Origin of the sequence: Flagellimonas sp. CMM7 (assembly GCF_021390195.1) — a bacterium.
GTDB lineage: Bacteria > Bacteroidota > Bacteroidia > Flavobacteriales > Flavobacteriaceae > Flagellimonas.
In genome coordinates this window covers 1,831,387-1,847,751 of the sequence record NZ_CP090003.1, presented here as the reverse complement: position 1 = coordinate 1,847,751, position 16,365 = coordinate 1,831,387, and the positions used below count along the sequence as shown (strand labels likewise).

Genomic DNA, 16,365 nt, shown 5'->3' with positions numbered 1-16,365 from the left:
TTCTCTTAATTACTAATTATTGTCCCACCAAACAGGAACGTTTATACTATTTCCATCTGTTCTTGAAGCTGCATCTGCATAGTTAACACTATTGAGCGCTTCTTCTTCAGCTGGATAAGGCATGCGAACAGGAATGATATCATTGTTTAAACTTGCGGATATCGTCTTTAACTGTGGAAAGCCAGTTCTGCGGTACTCAATCCAACCTTCATAACCATTGATGATATTTGCAATCCATTTTTGAGTGATGATTTGCTGAATCGAGGTATCTCCACCTGTGCCGTAAGGCGCACTGCTAGTTAAGTAATCCGCAGGAAGATCCACTTGCCAATATTCGAAAGCCTGTGTTACTCCTATCTCATAAAGTTGTTGCGGGTCTGCCGTAATCAAACCCCGTTCTGCTGCTTCCGCCAAAAGAAAATGAGTTTCCCAGCTTGTTATAAAATTGGCGTCCAATTGTCCTGTGTTTTCCCTAAAAACGGTTCCTGCCAGAGAAAAATCAGCCAATACTGCAGCATTTTGAGTAGCATCAATACCATTGAGCAATCCATTGAACTCCCCTGAATCACTGTTGCTAAAAGGTCTAAAAAGTGTTTCAATTCTTGGATCGTTAAACCCAACAAGAACCTCTTCCATAGTTTCTGATAGGACAAAATTGTTAAAGTCGCCAATACGCAATCTTGCCAAACGGAAATTATTAGGCTCGCCATCCGTAAAATTGAAAATGGCATTTTCAGCATTCACAGCTATAAAACTTCCGCTTGTAAAAATCGACTGTAAATCGTTGGAAACATCTGTTTGATTTGAAATTCGCATTAAGGATTTTATCCGAAGGGAATTCGCAAAACGAATCCATCCCTCTAAATCTCCATTAAAAAGAATATCTCCTTCCAGAGAAATACTTCCAGAATAATTTTCCAAAGCAGCAATACCTTTGTTTAGGTTGTCCAAAATTCCATCATCACCAGTATAAATGGTTTCTTGGGAATCATAAATAGGGGTAACTGTTCCTTCTTTTCCTCTAAATGCTTCAAAATAGGGGACATCCCCAAAAAGGTCTGTAAGTGCCGCCGCCATATATGCTTTTAGAATCCGGGAAGGGCCTTCGTACACAGCAAAGGTCTCGTTTTCCATTGCCAATTGGATTATACTTTCATTATCCCTTAGGTTTTGGAAAAATATAGGCCATGGGTTACCTCCCAATTGCGGCGATTTTAAATCGTGGCGATCAAAAAGATTGAAATCCAGAGCTGTAGTATATTGCCCTAGAAGATTACCAGCAGTAAATCCTTCATAAGACATTTGCTCTCCATAGTCATAGATAACCTGTCTAAGCAACAAACTTGGTTGTACAGACAAAGGCTGATTGGGATTGGTGTTTATTTCTTCAAAATCTTTGGTACATGAAGCAACAAGTAACAAAGCCAAAACTAAAGATGTTATTGTTTTATATGTGTTTTTCATATTCTTCATCTTAAAAATTAAACCCGGCTTTAAATCCAATACTTCTTGATGTGGCATAGGATAAATCTTCTACTCCTCCAACAAAACTGTTTCCTTGCACGGCAAACTGCTCTGGGTCAAAATGTGGGTTTTCTGTTATGGCAAAAAGGTTACGGCCAATTAGGGATAGTCTTAAGCTCGCATCATTTTGGAACAATTGAAAACTTTTGAACGTGTACCCAATGGATACCTGCCTTAGCTTTAAAAAAGAAGCATCGTAGACATTGTTTTCTTCATGGTTTCGGTCAAAAAACTGCCTGTAATAACTTTCTGCGGAAACTGCAACGGTGTTTTGTTCAAAAACAGGATTTTCTGTGGTTCCTACATTCACCACTCCGTTTGGAACAATGCCTTCTTCAGGTCTAAATGCGGTTTCTGCCAATTGCCCACCAACATTACCTAATGCTCTGGTCCTAGATACAATGATTCCGCCCTGGCGCCAATCCAACAGAAAACCTAAATCCCAATTCTTGTATTGAAATTGATTGTTGAAACCCAACATAAAATCTGGATTGTTATTCCCTAATTTTTGCAATGTGTTATCAGGAATAAATCGACCCTCATCAGTTAAAATGAAATCGCCATTATCATTTTTTAAATACCCTGTTCCGTATAGGTCACCGATCCTACCGCCTTCTTCAACCTGTAAAAATACCGTTTGGTTTTGACTGTCATAGATTCTGGAAAAAGCCAAAGTCAATCGACCCGCTTCTTGCGGCAAATCTTCTACAGTGGCCCGGTTTCTACTAAAATTGAAGGTGCTGTTCCAGCTAAAGTTTTCATTGCTGATTGGGGTAAGACCGGCTATAATCTCAAGTCCTTTGGACCGTACCCTACCACCATTGACGACTTGCTGGGTAAAACCTGACGAAATGCCAATAGGTAAAGAAATAATTTGATCCTTTGTAACCGCATTGTAATATGAGATGTCAAAATTCAACCGATCTCCAAACAACCGAACATCTGCTCCAACTTCAAAAGAAGAGGTCTGTTCTGGTCTTAGATTAGGGTTTGCTATGACATTCTGATCACTAAAAGTAGGTTGCCCATTAAATGGGGTTTGCGCTACAAAAGCCCCTGTAGTTTGATAGGGGTTTGTGTCATTCCCAACCTGGGCCCAGCTAGCACGTAGTTTTGCAAATGAAACGGCTTGAGGCAATTCAATTACTTCCGAAAGAATAAAACTACTGGAGACCGATGGGTAAAAGAACGAAGTGTTATCTACAGAAAATGGTGTGGCCAATGCGCTCGACCAATCGTTGCGCCCTGTGATGTCCAAAAAGAGGAAATCTTTGTAGCCAAACTTTGCCAGACCATAAAAACTATTGATACGTTTGTTGGACTCAAATTCGAAAACCTCGAGAGGAGATGCAGCATTTGATAGCCTAAAAATACCGGGTTGTGCCAAACTGGTTGCTTGCGATTGTGAGGTGAACGCTTTTTGGTCCAAACGATTTCCGCCAAGGGAAACATCAACTTTAAAGTCACCAAAGGTGTTGTTATAATTTAACAAGAAATCGGTATTGATTTCTCTGTAGAACACATCATGCTCGGCATACCCTCCATTGGCAAAGCGGTTGGAACTAAAGGAGCGCCTAAATTGGCGAAGCTCATCAGAATAATCCATACCTGTCCTAATGGTGGCGGTTATGTTATCGGAAATATCATAGGAAGCGGAAACATTGCCAAATACCCTATCTCTATTGAATGAGTTTCTATTTTCAAACAGGATGAAAAACGGATTATCAAAGAAAGTATAGTTGTATGAAAATTGCTGTACACCTTCCAGGCCAGGTTGCCAATAATCCCTAAGACTATCAATATTTAAGGAGCGAGGCCCCCATGCAACTAAAGAGTAATTCACATTTTCAGAGCCGTAACCACTAGATGGTCTGTTATCACTTTGCGAGTTTACGTAACTGATGGATGAATTGATAAGCAGTTTTTCCGTTGGCTTAAAAGTAAGTCTGGCACTTATTGTCTGTCTATCCAAGTTGACACCTGGAATAATGGACTCACTGCGTAAATCTGTAAATGAAAGACGAAAGTTTCCTTTGTCAAAAGCAGATGAAATTGCTAGATTATTGATGAAAGTTGTTCCGGTTTCATAAAGATCCTTCAAATTATCAGGATTTGAACGAAACTCGGTGGGAGTAATGGGCAACCCATTATATAATGAAGTGTCACCTCCCCTTACCACAGTTCCATCCGGCAGGGTAACGGGGCTATCAAACTGCGGAATGAGGTTACCAACATCCAGCCTTGGCCCCCAACTATAGGTAATATTATCACTAGTTCCACCTCCTAGCCCATCAACAAATTCAAACACTCCGGACTGTCCTTGTCCGTATTGATTCTGAAATTCAGGTAACTTAAAAGCAGAGTCCACAAAAAAACTGGTATTATAACTGATGCCAAGACCTTTGCTTTTTGAGCCATCTTTGGTTTCTATAACAATAACACCGTTGGCTGCTCGCGTTCCATAAAGTGCAGCGGCACTTGGACCCTTAAGCACCGAAACTTCGGCAATATCGTCTGGGTTTACCTCCATGGCACCATTACCAAAATCAACCTCTTGAAAACCTGCGGCGGCCTCATTGGTAAAATTAAAAACGGAATTGTTATTTATGGGCACTCCATCCACCACGAACAACGGATTGTTGTTAGAGAAAGAAGCTTCACCTCGAATACTAATTCGCGAAGTGGAACCAACTCCCGTTGCGCCTTGACTAATAGTTACACCAGCCAGTTTCCCTGCTAAATTATCCAGAAAATTAACGGCCTTTACTTCTGTGACACCTTTAGTATCAAGGCTTTGTACTACATAACCTAACTCTTTGGTTTCCCTTTTTAAACCTAAAGCGGTCAATACCACTTCTTCTAATTGTTCGGAGGATTCAATAAGTTGAACATTGATTGTTGTCCTATTGTTTATGGTGATGGTTTGCGTTTGGTATCCTAGAACAGAAAATTCAAGAACGGATGAAGAAGCAGGAATATCAATAGAATAGTTTCCTTGCTGATTAGTAGTTGTGCCTGTTGCTGTGCCAACCAAAATAATGTTGACAAAGGGAACAGGGACATTGTTTACATCCGTAACCTTACCAGAGATGGTTTGTTGTGCTTGATGGCTCACTCCAATGAGCAACGCCATGGCCAATAAAATATATTTCATTTATGGGTTTAATCGTTAGTCTTTGCATGACAGAAATGTCACTACTTATTAATGCTTAGGAAAATTGCATCAAGACAGGTGAACCCTTGTTAAAATGAAGAGAGGTAAAATGATGTTGGAGTATTTGAACGTTTTTGGAAACAATACGAACACTCCTTTTTATGAAGGAATCTAGAATTTTTAAAATGGAAGAACCAACCGTTTTGGAAAAGTTTAATAAGGTCCTGATATCTGCTACTGTATCAATATCGTGTAAAACAGGAAGCCTATATAGATGCGAATCATAACTTTCAAATAATTGGGAAATCTTATTGAAAAGCCCAAAACGTTGCCAAGGCAATCTTAGAAATAAGGTTGGGTCAAAATTTGAATGATGGAGCCCCATCAGATAAAAACCACCATCAGAAGAAGGTCCTAGTACGGTTTTACCAAGTTGTAATTGCTTTTCAGCCTCAATAATATGCGAGGCCTTTAATTGAGGGCTATCATTACCAATGGTAATAACATTTTTATAGCCCTTGTCATAAATTGCTTGGATGGCATTGGAAAAACGTTCTCCAAAAGTTGTGCCCTGTTGTTCTTTTTCGGTAAAGTGGAAATAAGGTAATGCGGAAGCTTTGGCAGTTTTAACCGCGCGCTCATTTAATGCACGGAACAAATCTAAATTTGCCACAGTCTTTTTATGGCGAGTTTCCGCAACTGCGGAATTCGCAAAAATCAAGATTGCCGTTTCTTTTGAGAAAGTGTTTTTCAAGGTTTACTATACTATCGTAAACTTACGATAAATATCTATCTAGGCTTTGGTCGAAAAGGAGGGTTAGAGATTACATTTTTCTTTGATAAATGTCAATTTTAACATTCCGACCGGCTAGTCGGTTTTGGAATTGGATGCATATCAATAAGTAAAGATTAAAATCGAAGAGGGATCGACGAACTGTCTAAATGATGATCATATTTGGAGGTAACAGACTGGCAAGTCGGTAATGTTCTCTTAAAAAACAATTGTAAAACCTTGGTTTTAGCCTCTAGAGACTAAATTTGCAATGCTTTTAATCTACTTATCTCATGAACACAACAATTACCGGAGCAAAATCTATAGGAATGGTTCTTTCGGGAGGAGGAATTCGTGGAATGGCTCATATTGGATTGATAAAAGCCATGAAGGAATTTGGACTGGATGCTAAAGTAATAGCAGGTTCTAGTGTGGGCGCCTTGGTAGGTGCTTTATATGCAAATGGAAACTCCGTGGAGGATATGTTACAGTTTTTTAAGGACACTCCCTTGTTCCAATATAATTTCTTTGCAATTAGTAAACCTGGCTTTATAGATACCGAAAGGTATTTTAATATTTTTAAAAGTTATTTCCCCCAAAACTCCTTTGAAGGTTTAGAAAAGCCTCTATATGTCGTGGCTACCGATTTGCTCAAAGGAGAGGAAAAAGTATTTTATAAAGGGACGCTTATTAAACCTTTGTTGGCCTCTGCGGCCCTAACTCCAGTATTTAGCCCCGTTGAAATAAACAGAACCCTATACGCAGATGGAGGGGTAATGAACAATTTTCCCAAAGAGTACGTAGATGGGAGGGCTGATTTTATTATTGGAAGCAATGTTTCTATAGCTGGAGAAGTACAAAAGAAAGACCTTAGAAATTCCCTTCAATTGGCGGGACGTGTTACAGGCTTGATGATTTATGCCTCATGTCACCAAAAACTACAAGAATGTGATTTGTTTATTGAGCCCAAAGCATTAGAGAAAATAGGGTTCCTCGATAAAAAGGGTATTCAAAAAGCTTTTACAATTGGTTACGACCATGGCAGTAGAGCCATAGAAGGGCAATTAAAAGCAAAAAAGTAAAATGAAATAGAAAATTTACAGCAGATTCGACGCGGCTTTCAATTATTTACACATCATCATAATCAACCTTAAGTGTTGGGGTCAAAGGATGTGCCTGGCATGTTAAAACCAATCCTTCTGCAACTTCCCCATCCGTTAGTATTTGGTTTTTGACCATTTCGGCTTTCCCCTCAGTAATCCTTGCAATACAACTACTGCACACTCCACCTTGACAGGAATAGGGAGCATTAATATCCTGCTTAAGAACGGCATCAAGCACCAATTCTTTCTTATCCATAGTAATAGAAAAGGTCTCGTCGTCTACAAGTACTTCAACCTTTGTTTTACCATCCAATTCTTCTGCCAACGTATCTTCCGTATCAGGACTTGTGAACAGTTCAAACAAGACTTTCTCTTCAGAGATCCCATTATTTTTTAGGGTATCGGAAACTGTGGTAATCATTTCTTCTGGACCACATAAATAGAAGACATCAAAAGAAACATCCTTGAACTTATTTTTGATTACAAAATTCACCGTTGAGGTTTCAATTCTACCAAACAGCGCATTTTCTGCTTGCGAACGACTATAGATATATTCAACAAAAAATCTATTGGTGTATTTATCTTGAAGCTCTTGTACGGCCTTTAGGTACATGGTTTCTTCAGGAGATTGGTTTCCAAATACCAAAACAAAAGTACTTTCTGCATGACTTTCCAAAACGGTTTGAGCAATGCTCATAATAGGAGTTATTCCGCTTCCCGCAGCGAATGCCGCCACGTTTTTAGCTTCAGAAACACTTTCAAAAACAAATCGCCCTTCCGGAGGCATAACTTCTAAAACGTCTCCTGCTTTAATGCGTTCATTTGCATAAACAGAAAATGTGCCTTTTGGCATTTTTTTAATGCCAACGGTAAGTTTTCCGGAAGATGGAGCTGAAGAAATGGAATATGCCCTGCGCAATTCTTTTCCATCAACTTTATGTTTTATGGTAATGTACTGACCTGCAGTAAAAGCAAAGACGTTTTTAAGGTTTTCGGGAACTTCAAAAGTAAGCGCTACTGCATTTGGAGTTAAGGTATCAACTGCAGCAATCTTTAATGCATGAAAGTCATTCATGGAATATCAATTTTTTTGCAAAACTAAGCATTCATGTAATTTTGAAAGGCAGATTTTAAAAAAAGCGTTCCTTTTGTAACAAATCAAGTATTTTAGGTACAAACATCTAGAAAATCACCAGCCCATGTTTAAACGTTTCATCAATCTTCAATGGAAATCTTTTTTTAGATCCTCTTCATTTAGGAAGGGGTTGGCACTGAAGATTGTAATGTTTTTTTTTGGTATTTACATGATCGGGGCCTTGGTGTTTGTTGGAGGGTTTCTATATGAAATCCTTAGAAAAACCTTTCCAGACCAATCTCCAATGTGGGTACTTAGTGGGTATTTGGTTTATTGGGTCCTAATAGAACTGCTTTTTAGGTATTTTTTGCAGAAGCTTCCGGTGATGGACATTAAACCACTATTGTTGATTCCGATTAAAAAAAGCACCATAGCACATTATATATTGGGCAGGTCAGGTGTGTCTGGTTACAATTTGTTGGCACTTTTCTTTTTTATCCCTTTTGGCATTGTGCTTTTGTTTAATGGATATCCTGTTTTGAATGTAGTGTTATGGCTTGTGTCAATTTTCTCTATAGTGCTGTGCATCAACTATGTCAATTTTCTTGTTAACAAAAGTGACAAGGCATTGGGAATTATTGGAGGCATTATAGTTGTCCTATATGGACTCGATTATTTTCAATTATTACCCGTAAAAGAATTTTTTGGACCTATTTTTCACGGATTGTATCAATACCCCATTACTCTACTAATACCCCTGGGGCTGTCCATCTTGGCATATGCTTTAAATTATAGACTCCTTAAAAACAAACTCTTTTTGGATGCTTCTTTAAAGTCCAAAACGAAAGAGGTAAAGACGTCCGATTTGTCATGGACAAAACGCTTTGGTGACATGGGCACTTTTTTACAATTAGACCTTAAAATGATTTGGCGCAACAAAAGAACCAAAGCCCAAGTTTTTATTTCCCTCCTTTTTGTGTTTTACGGTTTAATATTTTATACCCAAGAGGTTTATGCCAACATGATTCCGATGTTTGCTTTTTTGGGAATCTTCATGACGGGAATTTTCTTAAGCAATTTTGGGCAATTTATTCCTGCATGGGATAGTGGTTACTATAGTATGATGATGGCACAGAACATACCACTTAGAAAATATTTGGAGTCCAAAGCAACTCTTATATCTGTTAGTGTGTTGGTAATGTTTATACTGACCATTCCTTATGTCTATTTTGGCTGGGATGCCCTGGCCATAAATTTTGGAAGCGCACTGTATAATCTGGGCGTAAATATTCCTGTGATACTGTTCTTTGGATCTTTCAATAAAAAAAGAATAGACTTGGATAAAAGCCCCTTTGGCAATATGCAAGGAACTAGCGCGACTCAGTTTTTGATTATGTTGCCGGTGCTGGGTCTTCCCATTTTAATTTTTACTGCACTTTATTATCTCATATCAATGGAAGCTGCGGTCATAACACTTTCTCTTTTGGGAGTTATAGGTTTTGCGCTAAAGAATTATCTGCTGGACAAGATTACAGAACAATATAGAAAAAAGAAATACGGAATGATTGCTGGCTTTAAGGAAAAGAACAGTTAAATAAAATTCACGAAAGTGAAAATAAAGAATATATAGATGATTGTAACGGAAAACCTTTCCAAAAAATACGGATCTCAAACTGTCTTGAATATTGAATCTTTGGAAATACCTAAAGGCCAAAGCTTTGGTCTGGTGGGGAACAATGGTGCAGGCAAGACCACTTTTTTTAGCCTTTTATTGGATTTGATTCAGCCAACCTCTGGTCATATTATAAACAACGATGTTCAAGTGAATAAAAGCGAAGGATGGAAACCATTTACATCTTCATTTATTGATGAAACCTTCCTTATTGGGTATTTAACCCCCGAGGAATACTTTTATTTTATAGGAGATTTAAGGGGAAGGAACAAAGCCGATGTGGATGCATTACTGTCCAACTTTGAAGACTTTTTCCATGGCGAAATTTTAGGTCAGAAAAAGTACCTACGTGATCTATCCAAAGGAAACCAAAAAAAAGCAGGGATAGTTGCCTCTTTTATTGGCAACCCAGAAGTAGTGGTGTTGGATGAACCTTTTGCTAATTTGGATCCTACTACGCAGATACGTCTAAAGGGTATCATTAAGGAACTGGCCGCTAAAAACGAAGTAACCGTTTTGGTTTCAAGTCATGATCTGCAACACGTTACTGAGGTGTGTGAGCGTATAGTTGTATTGAACAAAGGCGAAATTGTAAAGGACATTCAAACTTCTGCGGAAACGCTTAAAGAATTGGAAACCTTTTTTGCAGGATGATTATCAAAATTTAATTGTCGCGTCGAGCGCAGTCGAGCTATCTTGCAATAGCTACTTTTAAAAATTCTCGACTGCGCTCGAACGGACAATATTCTTATCTAAAACATGGCTGAAGGGTCATAAAAGAATTGTGCTTTCTTAATTTTCCCATTTTCTACCTGATACATGGAAAGCTCTTCCATATTCACTCTACCTCCCTGTTTAAAAGTAACATCGCTGGTCATGGGTACTACAAAATGATTGCCCATAACAATAGCATCTCCAACAGTTCCGCCATGTGCTTCTTGAATGTTATTGGCCCACTGTTCAAAACCTTTTAAGATATTGTCTAATCCTTCGGTTACTTCGTTTGGCACTCCGGGCATTTCAACGCTAACGGCATCTTGGGCGTAAAGGCCATAAGCCTGATCGTATTTGCCTTCTCTACAAAGGCTCACTAATTTGTCCGCAACTTCTTGTGTTGTCATTTTTGTCTCTGTTTTTATGATTAATAAATAAACTCAATGATTAGTCAAATGCCTGGCTTAAATAAGTGTTCAATGGTTTAATGGCCTTAAAATGGTTTAAGATTTCACTGCTTAATTCATCAGAGTTGTAAAAAGGCTCCAATGGAAATTCTGCCATGGCATAGAATTGTTTGTTATAGATTAAGTCTGTTTTTTCTGCAAAGGGAAGCAAAGTTTTATCCAATCGTTTGGACTTTTCTCCTTTAAGCCTCCCAAAATTTTGGATGAACGATGGTTTGTCAACGATTTTAGTTAAAGCCAAAATATCTTTGGCAATATGGTTTCTGATCAAAGCAAGTTCTGGCGGTCTTAGCATGAAAAGTCCACCTCCAACATGAATACTATCGGCATCAATACCCAAATAGTAACCAGGCAAAACGGATTTTTTTCCGTTTGGTGAAAAACCAGCTTTTAAAATGGTATGATAGGGTGTTTTATCCTTTGAAAAACGAACATCCTTATTAATGCGGAACATAGCCTTTTTAGCATCTGGAAGTATACGACCATCCCATTCTGTTAAGTTGGGCAACAAACTATCCAGCAAATCCAAAAAAGGAGTTTTCACTTCATTTTCATATTGCTTTTTGTTTGCATGAAACCACTCCTTGGTATTGTTTCTGGCAAGTTCTTTAAAAAAACTAGTATGAGCTTTTGTAATCATTTATACGCTAATTTTTATTTGATTTAGGGCTATTTTAGAAAGCTCCTTCCATTTTTCATGATGTTCAAAATCAACTTCATACCAGCCTGCCAATGGTTTTTTAGTTTTAAATGGGTTGAATTCGGAAAGCTCAAAATTGTGCTTTTCCAAAGCATAGCCCTTTCCTAATTTGAATACCATTTTATCCTTTTTTGAAAAGAATGCAAACACTTTGTTCTTATAATGAATAGCGGGAGAACTCATCATTTTTCCCTCGGTTACTTCAGGATGCTTCAAACAGAATAGCTCACGAATTTCCTTGAATTTTTCAAACTCCATATTCCAAAGCTACAAAAGGAGTTCAAGCAGGTATAAGGGCGAATAAGACACTTTTAAGGGTTGATTGTGCCAAGTATTACTACTACATTTATGGTGCTAAAAACGTTGACAATGAAACACGTAAGTATTTTGGTGCCCAAGGGGAATGCCATTTTAAGCAATGTTGTTGGTCCATTTAAGGTATTAATGGCAGTAAATCAGTTTTTAAAACAGACGGGAGCAAGAACCGATGATTTTTTTGAAACTCATTTAGTAGGTCTTGAACATGATTATTCATTATATAACGGTATGTTCAGTATTCATTGTGATAGTACAATTGATGATATTGAAAAAACGGATTTAATTTTAATACCCGCGCTAAGACCAGATAAGTTGGCTGAAGACCTAGAGAGCAACCAAGCTTTTGTTCCTTGGATTTTGCACCAACGTAACAAACATAATGCTGAGGTTGCAAGCATGTGTATGGGTGCTTTTGTATTGGCACAAACGGGGCTGGTGGATGGAAAACAATGTGCAACACATTGGGCAGCTATGGAAATGTTTAAAAAAATGTTTCCACAAGTTAATATGGTTTCCAACAAAATTGTGACAGATGAAGATGGAATCTACTCTAGCGGAGGAGCATTTTCCTTTTTAAACCTAATGCTACATTTAGTGGAGAAACACTGTGGTCGTGGAGTGGCTATTTACATTTCTAAGTTTTTTGAAATTGATATGGATCGGGTAGATCAGAACCAGTTTGCTATTTTTCAGGGACAAAAAGACCATGATGATATTGCGATAAAGGAAGCGCAAAAATATATTGAGAGCAATGTAAAAGATAAGATTTCGGTAGAAAAGTTGGCGCAGAAGTATGCTATCAGCAGCCGTAATTTTGTGCGTAGATTTAAAAAAGCGACCCAAAATACTCCTTTGGAATATATTCAACGTGTAAAAATAGAAGCTGCCAAACGCAGTCTGGAGTCCACGGAGCAAAATGTAAACGAAGTCATGTACCAAGTGGGTTATGCAGATCAAAAAGCGTTTAGAACGGTGTTCAAAAAATACGCAGGACTATCTCCGGTAGCGTATAAGACAAAGTACAATAGAGGTAGGGTGAATTTTGAGAGACCTACTGCTTGGTAGAACATTGTTTTTGCTAATGTTTCCGTTACTAGAAAAAAATATTGCATTTTACCGATGAGCCTTATAATAATCTGACCGTTTTTAAGTTAAGATTAGATACGATTATCAATAATTTTGAAGCTTCAGAAAACACTTTTAATAGCGACCATTTTAGGGGGACTGGTTTTTAACGCTTGCTCCACCAAAAAGGATAAGTTCATTAACCGTAATTGGCATGCGCTAAACACCAAGTATAATACACTGTACAACGGTAATATTGCTTTTGAACAAGGACGCGAAGAATTGAACTCCAGTTACAGGGATGATTATTGGGAGATCCTTCCAGTAGAACGTTTAGAAGTTACTGAAGAAATTAAACTGGATTCAGAAAACAACAACCCCAACTTTATCATTGCAGAGGAAAAAGCCACTAAGGCTATCCAAAAGCACAGTATGGACATTAAGGATGAAGAACGCAATCCCCAGACTGATGAAGCTTTTTTGCTGTTGGGTAAGGCAAGATATTTTGACCAGCGATATATTCCTGCATTAGAGTCCTTCAACTATGTTCTTAGAAAATATATAGAAAGCGACAAGTTGAATGAAGCCACAATATGGCGTGAGAAAACCAATATGCGTTTGGACAATCCAGAGTTGGCAATCAAGAATTTAAGACGACTCTTCAAGTTTGAAACCCTAAAAGACCAAGAATACGCGGATGCCAATGCTGTATTGGCTCAATGTTATATGAATCTAAAAGCCGCTGATACTGCTATTCAAAAACTAAAAATAGCACAAGGGTACACCAAAAAAAATTCGGAAAAAGGACGGTACTTATTCATCATAGGCCAACTGTATAATCAAATGGGACATAAGGACAGTGCAAACTATGCTTTTGACAAAGTGATTGCACTTAATCGAAAATCGCCGAGGGTCTATATGATCAACTCCCATTTAAAGAAAATTCAGAATACAGAAATCACAGATACCAATAGGGAAGAGTTATTGGAGTATTTGACGGATTTAGAAGAGAACAGGGAGAACAGGCCTTTTTTAGACAAAATTTATAGAGAGATAGCGCAGTTTCATATGGCCAACCAATCTGATAGTTTGGCGATTGTATACTATAACAAATCACTTAAAGCAAATCAAGGCGAAAGAAAGTTAAACGCTTTAAACTACCAAAGTTTAGCGGATTATAACTTTGATCAAGATGAGTATAAAGTTGCCGGAGCCTATTATGACAGTACGTTGACCAACCTCACTGAAAACACTAGAAAATACCGCAGAATAAAAAAGAAGCTGGACAACCTTGAAGATGTTATTAAATATGAGGACATTGTGCAGCATGCCGATAGTGTTATTACTGTTTATGATATGCCGGAAGCTGAACGCAAAGCATATTTTGAAGAGTATATTGAGGAGTTAAAACGGAAAGAAGAAGAGGCCGCAGAAAAAGAATTGAAAAGAACAACAGCAGGTTTTGCCGCATTTTCAGAAACCAAAGGAGGCAAGGAGAATAAGGGCAAATTTTATTTTTACAACATCACCAGCTTAGGATATGGTAAAAATGATTTTAAGACACGCTGGGGCGATCGCATACTTGAAGATGATTGGAGATGGAGCAACAAAAACCGCGCATTGCCTTCCGAGGCTACAGGAGAAGATATTTTAGCCAATGGCCAACCTGCTGCTGAGGTTACCGACGAACAAAAATATTCACTGGACTTTTATTTGGAACAAGTTCCTACTGATGTTACCGTAATTGATAGTTTGAAAACCGAAAGAAATTTTGCAAACTATCAATTGGGTCTTATTTATAAGGAAAAGTTTAAGGATAATTTTCTGGCGGCTGGCAAATTGGAGCGCGTATTGGTTTCCAGTCCAGAAGAAAGATTGATTCTGCCTTCAAAGTACAACCTCTTTAAAATTTACGAAGAAACGGGAAGCCCCTTGGCTTTAAATATGAAGCAGGATATTATTGCCAATCATCCAGATACGCGTTATGCGGAGATTCTTCTGAACCCACAAGCTATTCTTGAAGGAAATACAGATAGTCCAGATGCAAGATATGCATCATTGTATAAACTTTATCAGGAGCAAGAATTCCTTCAGGTTATAACAAAATCGCAAGAGTACATTAACAGATTCACCGGTGATCCAATAGTTCCCAAATTTGAAATGTTGAAAGCCAATGCCATTGGTCGCCTTCAAGGTTTTGAATCCTTTAAAGAAGCGCTTAACTATGTGGCATTAACCTATCCCAACAACCCTGAAGGAAAAAAGGCCGAGCAGATGGTGGCGGATCAATTGCCAAAGCTGGAGGCTAAAGAATTTTCACCAGAAATTGGCTCCACAGGAGCAGGCAATTGGAAAGTTGTCTTCCAGTTTAAAATAAAGGACAATGAAAAAGCGTTGAAACTTAAAGAGAGACTAGAAGAAGTCATTAAGGACTTAAAGTACAAGAATATAATATCCAAGGACATCTACAATTTAGAAGACCAATTTGTAGTGGTGCACGGTTTTAAATCCAAAGATTTTGCACTGGGCTATACCGAGCTTATAAAAAAGAATAAGGACTACCGTATCAAAGATGAGAATTTTGTAGTTTTATCGGACAATTACAAAATCATACAGGTCCATAAAAATTTAGAGACTTACAAAGAACAAATTTTAACCCCAAAACCCTAGAACACAATGTTTTCTGACAACAAAAAACCTCGCCCTATGACAGAATTTGGAGGACAGCCCAATAGAATTGAGAAGAATACAAAAATTAAAGGAAATATTACATCCGAAGCCGATTTTAGAATTGACGGTAAATTGGAGGGTAATGTAAAAACATCCGGTAAAGTAGTTATTGGTAAAGATGGCTACATTAACGGAAAAGTAGAGTGTGTAAATGCAGATATTGAAGGAAAGTTTAATGGCGAACTTTTAGTCAACGACCTACTTTCTTTAAAAGCATCTGCCATTATAGAAGGAACAGTAAGTGTTTCCAAGTTGGCCGTTGAGCCAGGAGCAACATTTAATGCTGCTTGTACCATGGGCAAAGGAGCTACAACAACAGCTTCAGCACCGGCGCAAAGATTGCAGTCCACAAAGACCAATGAGCCAGCAAAAGTCTCCTAAGAAGAAAAACAATTTCAAGAATGCGGCAATGCTATCTGGCATTGCTTTTGAAATGGGCGCCATTATCTTTTTGGCCGTAAAAGGCGGAAAGTGGTTGGATGTCCACTATGAAAACGAAAAAAATATTTTCACAGTTATTGCCACTTTGTTAGGAGTGGCAATTTCAATTTGGGTAGTTTTGCAGCAGTTGAAACGTATTAAATATTGATGCCAAAACTAAATTTACCAACACAATTTTTTGTTCTTCTAATATTTTTAGTATTGCTTTCCTTTGGGGCACATATACTAATTCTTACTAGTAAGAACCTACCCGTTTTCGATAATCTTATTGTCCGTTCTTATTTAGTAAACGCCCTTCTGGCTGCCATTATATTCTTATTGCTGTATCGGTTTCGGTTAAAACTGAAAAACCAGATAGGGTTTTTGTTTATGGGTGGAAGCTTCTTAAAATTTATCTTTTTCTTCCTGCTGTTTTATCCAACATACAAGAGTGATGGAGACATGTCTGGTTTAGAATTTGCCTCCTTTTTTGTCCCATATTTGGTTTGTCTTTTTTTAGAGACTTTTTTTACTTCAAAAATGCTGAATAATTTAGAAGAATCCAGCAAATAATTAAGCCCTCAAAATCCTCAAAAATAAAAGTTTGAAAGCTTTTTTCTTTTTGTAAGAAAGACTTACATTTGCACCGAT

General features: G+C 37.9%; 15 protein-coding genes. 8 read left to right on the top strand and 7 right to left on the bottom strand.

Annotated features, from left to right (window positions below; genetic code table 11):
• Positions 1–12: 12 nt before the first annotated feature.
• Genes LV704_RS08510 through LV704_RS08500 form a run of 3 tightly spaced genes read right to left on the bottom strand, consistent with a single transcriptional unit; the run spans position 13 to position 5,432 of the window.
• Positions 13–1,464: a SusD/RagB family nutrient-binding outer membrane lipoprotein gene (locus tag LV704_RS08510; protein ID WP_163420792.1), complete on the bottom strand. Its 1,452-nt coding sequence runs from the start codon at positions 1,462–1,464 to the stop codon at positions 13–15.
• A gap of 10 nt (positions 1,465–1,474) precedes the next feature.
• Positions 1,475–4,678, bottom strand: coding sequence for a SusC/RagA family TonB-linked outer membrane protein (locus LV704_RS08505; protein ID WP_163420793.1), 3,204 nt, complete (start codon positions 4,676–4,678; stop codon positions 1,475–1,477).
• A 55-nt stretch (positions 4,679–4,733) separates the two neighbouring features.
• The gene (locus LV704_RS08500) at positions 4,734–5,432 is read right to left on the bottom strand and encodes a DUF2064 domain-containing protein (RefSeq protein WP_163420794.1); all 699 of its coding nucleotides are present in this window, start codon (positions 5,430–5,432) and stop codon (positions 4,734–4,736) included.
• Positions 5,433–5,743: 311 nt separating this feature from the next.
• Here LV704_RS08500 and LV704_RS08495 point away from each other — a divergent pair, with 311 nt between their 5' ends.
• Positions 5,744–6,532 carry a patatin-like phospholipase family protein gene (locus LV704_RS08495; protein ID WP_163420795.1) on the top strand — a complete coding sequence of 263 codons (789 nt, stop codon included), beginning with the start codon at positions 5,744–5,746 and terminating at the stop codon, positions 6,530–6,532.
• Between the two features lie 46 nt (positions 6,533–6,578).
• On the opposite strand, the gene LV704_RS08490 is transcribed toward LV704_RS08495, so the two are convergent.
• Positions 6,579–7,628 (bottom strand): ferredoxin--NADP reductase, encoded by a 1,050-nt coding sequence (locus LV704_RS08490; protein WP_163420796.1) that lies wholly within the window; start codon positions 7,626–7,628, stop codon positions 6,579–6,581.
• A 124-nt stretch (positions 7,629–7,752) separates the two neighbouring features.
• On the opposite strand from LV704_RS08490, the gene LV704_RS08485 reads away from it, so the two are divergent.
• Together LV704_RS08485 and LV704_RS08480 are read left to right on the top strand one after the other, a co-directional pair.
• Entirely contained in the window at positions 7,753–9,222 is a 1,470-nt protein-coding gene (locus LV704_RS08485; protein ID WP_163420797.1) for a DUF5687 family protein, read from the top strand.
• A gap of 36 nt (positions 9,223–9,258) precedes the next feature.
• Positions 9,259–9,954: an ABC transporter ATP-binding protein gene (locus tag LV704_RS08480; RefSeq protein WP_163420798.1), complete on the top strand. Its 696-nt coding sequence runs from the start codon at positions 9,259–9,261 to the stop codon at positions 9,952–9,954.
• Positions 9,955–10,052: 98 nt separating this feature from the next.
• Here the strand turns inward: LV704_RS08480 and LV704_RS08475 are convergent, their stop codons facing one another.
• From LV704_RS08475 to LV704_RS08465, 3 genes are read right to left on the bottom strand one after another with little or no spacing between them, the layout of a single operon-like run.
• Positions 10,053–10,421, bottom strand: a complete 369-nt coding sequence (locus LV704_RS08475; protein WP_163420799.1) for a nuclear transport factor 2 family protein — start codon at positions 10,419–10,421, stop codon at positions 10,053–10,055.
• A gap of 40 nt (positions 10,422–10,461) precedes the next feature.
• On the bottom strand, positions 10,462–11,121 hold the full coding sequence (locus LV704_RS08470; RefSeq protein ID WP_163420800.1) for a DUF2461 domain-containing protein: 660 nt from the start codon (positions 11,119–11,121) through the stop codon (positions 10,462–10,464).
• Positions 11,122–11,439 (bottom strand): hypothetical protein, encoded by a 318-nt coding sequence (locus tag LV704_RS08465; RefSeq protein WP_163420801.1) that lies wholly within the window; start codon positions 11,437–11,439, stop codon positions 11,122–11,124.
• Positions 11,440–11,550: 111 nt separating this feature from the next.
• Between LV704_RS08465 and LV704_RS08460 the strand changes: the two genes are divergently transcribed.
• From LV704_RS08460 to LV704_RS08440, 5 genes are all read left to right on the top strand, one after another.
• On the top strand, positions 11,551–12,564 hold the full coding sequence (locus tag LV704_RS08460; protein ID WP_163420802.1) for a GlxA family transcriptional regulator: 1,014 nt from the start codon (positions 11,551–11,553) through the stop codon (positions 12,562–12,564).
• Between the two features lie 114 nt (positions 12,565–12,678).
• Positions 12,679–15,234 (top strand): lipopolysaccharide assembly protein LapB, encoded by a 2,556-nt coding sequence (locus LV704_RS08455; RefSeq protein WP_163420803.1) that lies wholly within the window; start codon positions 12,679–12,681, stop codon positions 15,232–15,234.
• Between the two features lie 6 nt (positions 15,235–15,240).
• Positions 15,241–15,675: a polymer-forming cytoskeletal protein gene (locus tag LV704_RS08450; RefSeq protein ID WP_163420804.1), complete on the top strand. Its 435-nt coding sequence runs from the start codon at positions 15,241–15,243 to the stop codon at positions 15,673–15,675.
• Complete coding sequence (locus LV704_RS08445; protein ID WP_163420805.1) at positions 15,653–15,883, top strand: AtpZ/AtpI family protein; 231 nt, start codon at positions 15,653–15,655, stop codon at positions 15,881–15,883. Before LV704_RS08450 ends, LV704_RS08445 begins: the two co-directional genes overlap by 23 nt.
• Positions 15,883–16,287, top strand: coding sequence for a DUF6168 family protein (locus tag LV704_RS08440; RefSeq protein ID WP_163420806.1), 405 nt, complete (start codon positions 15,883–15,885; stop codon positions 16,285–16,287). The genes LV704_RS08445 and LV704_RS08440 overlap by 1 nt, the downstream gene beginning before the upstream one ends.
• Positions 16,288–16,365 lie beyond the last annotated feature (78 nt).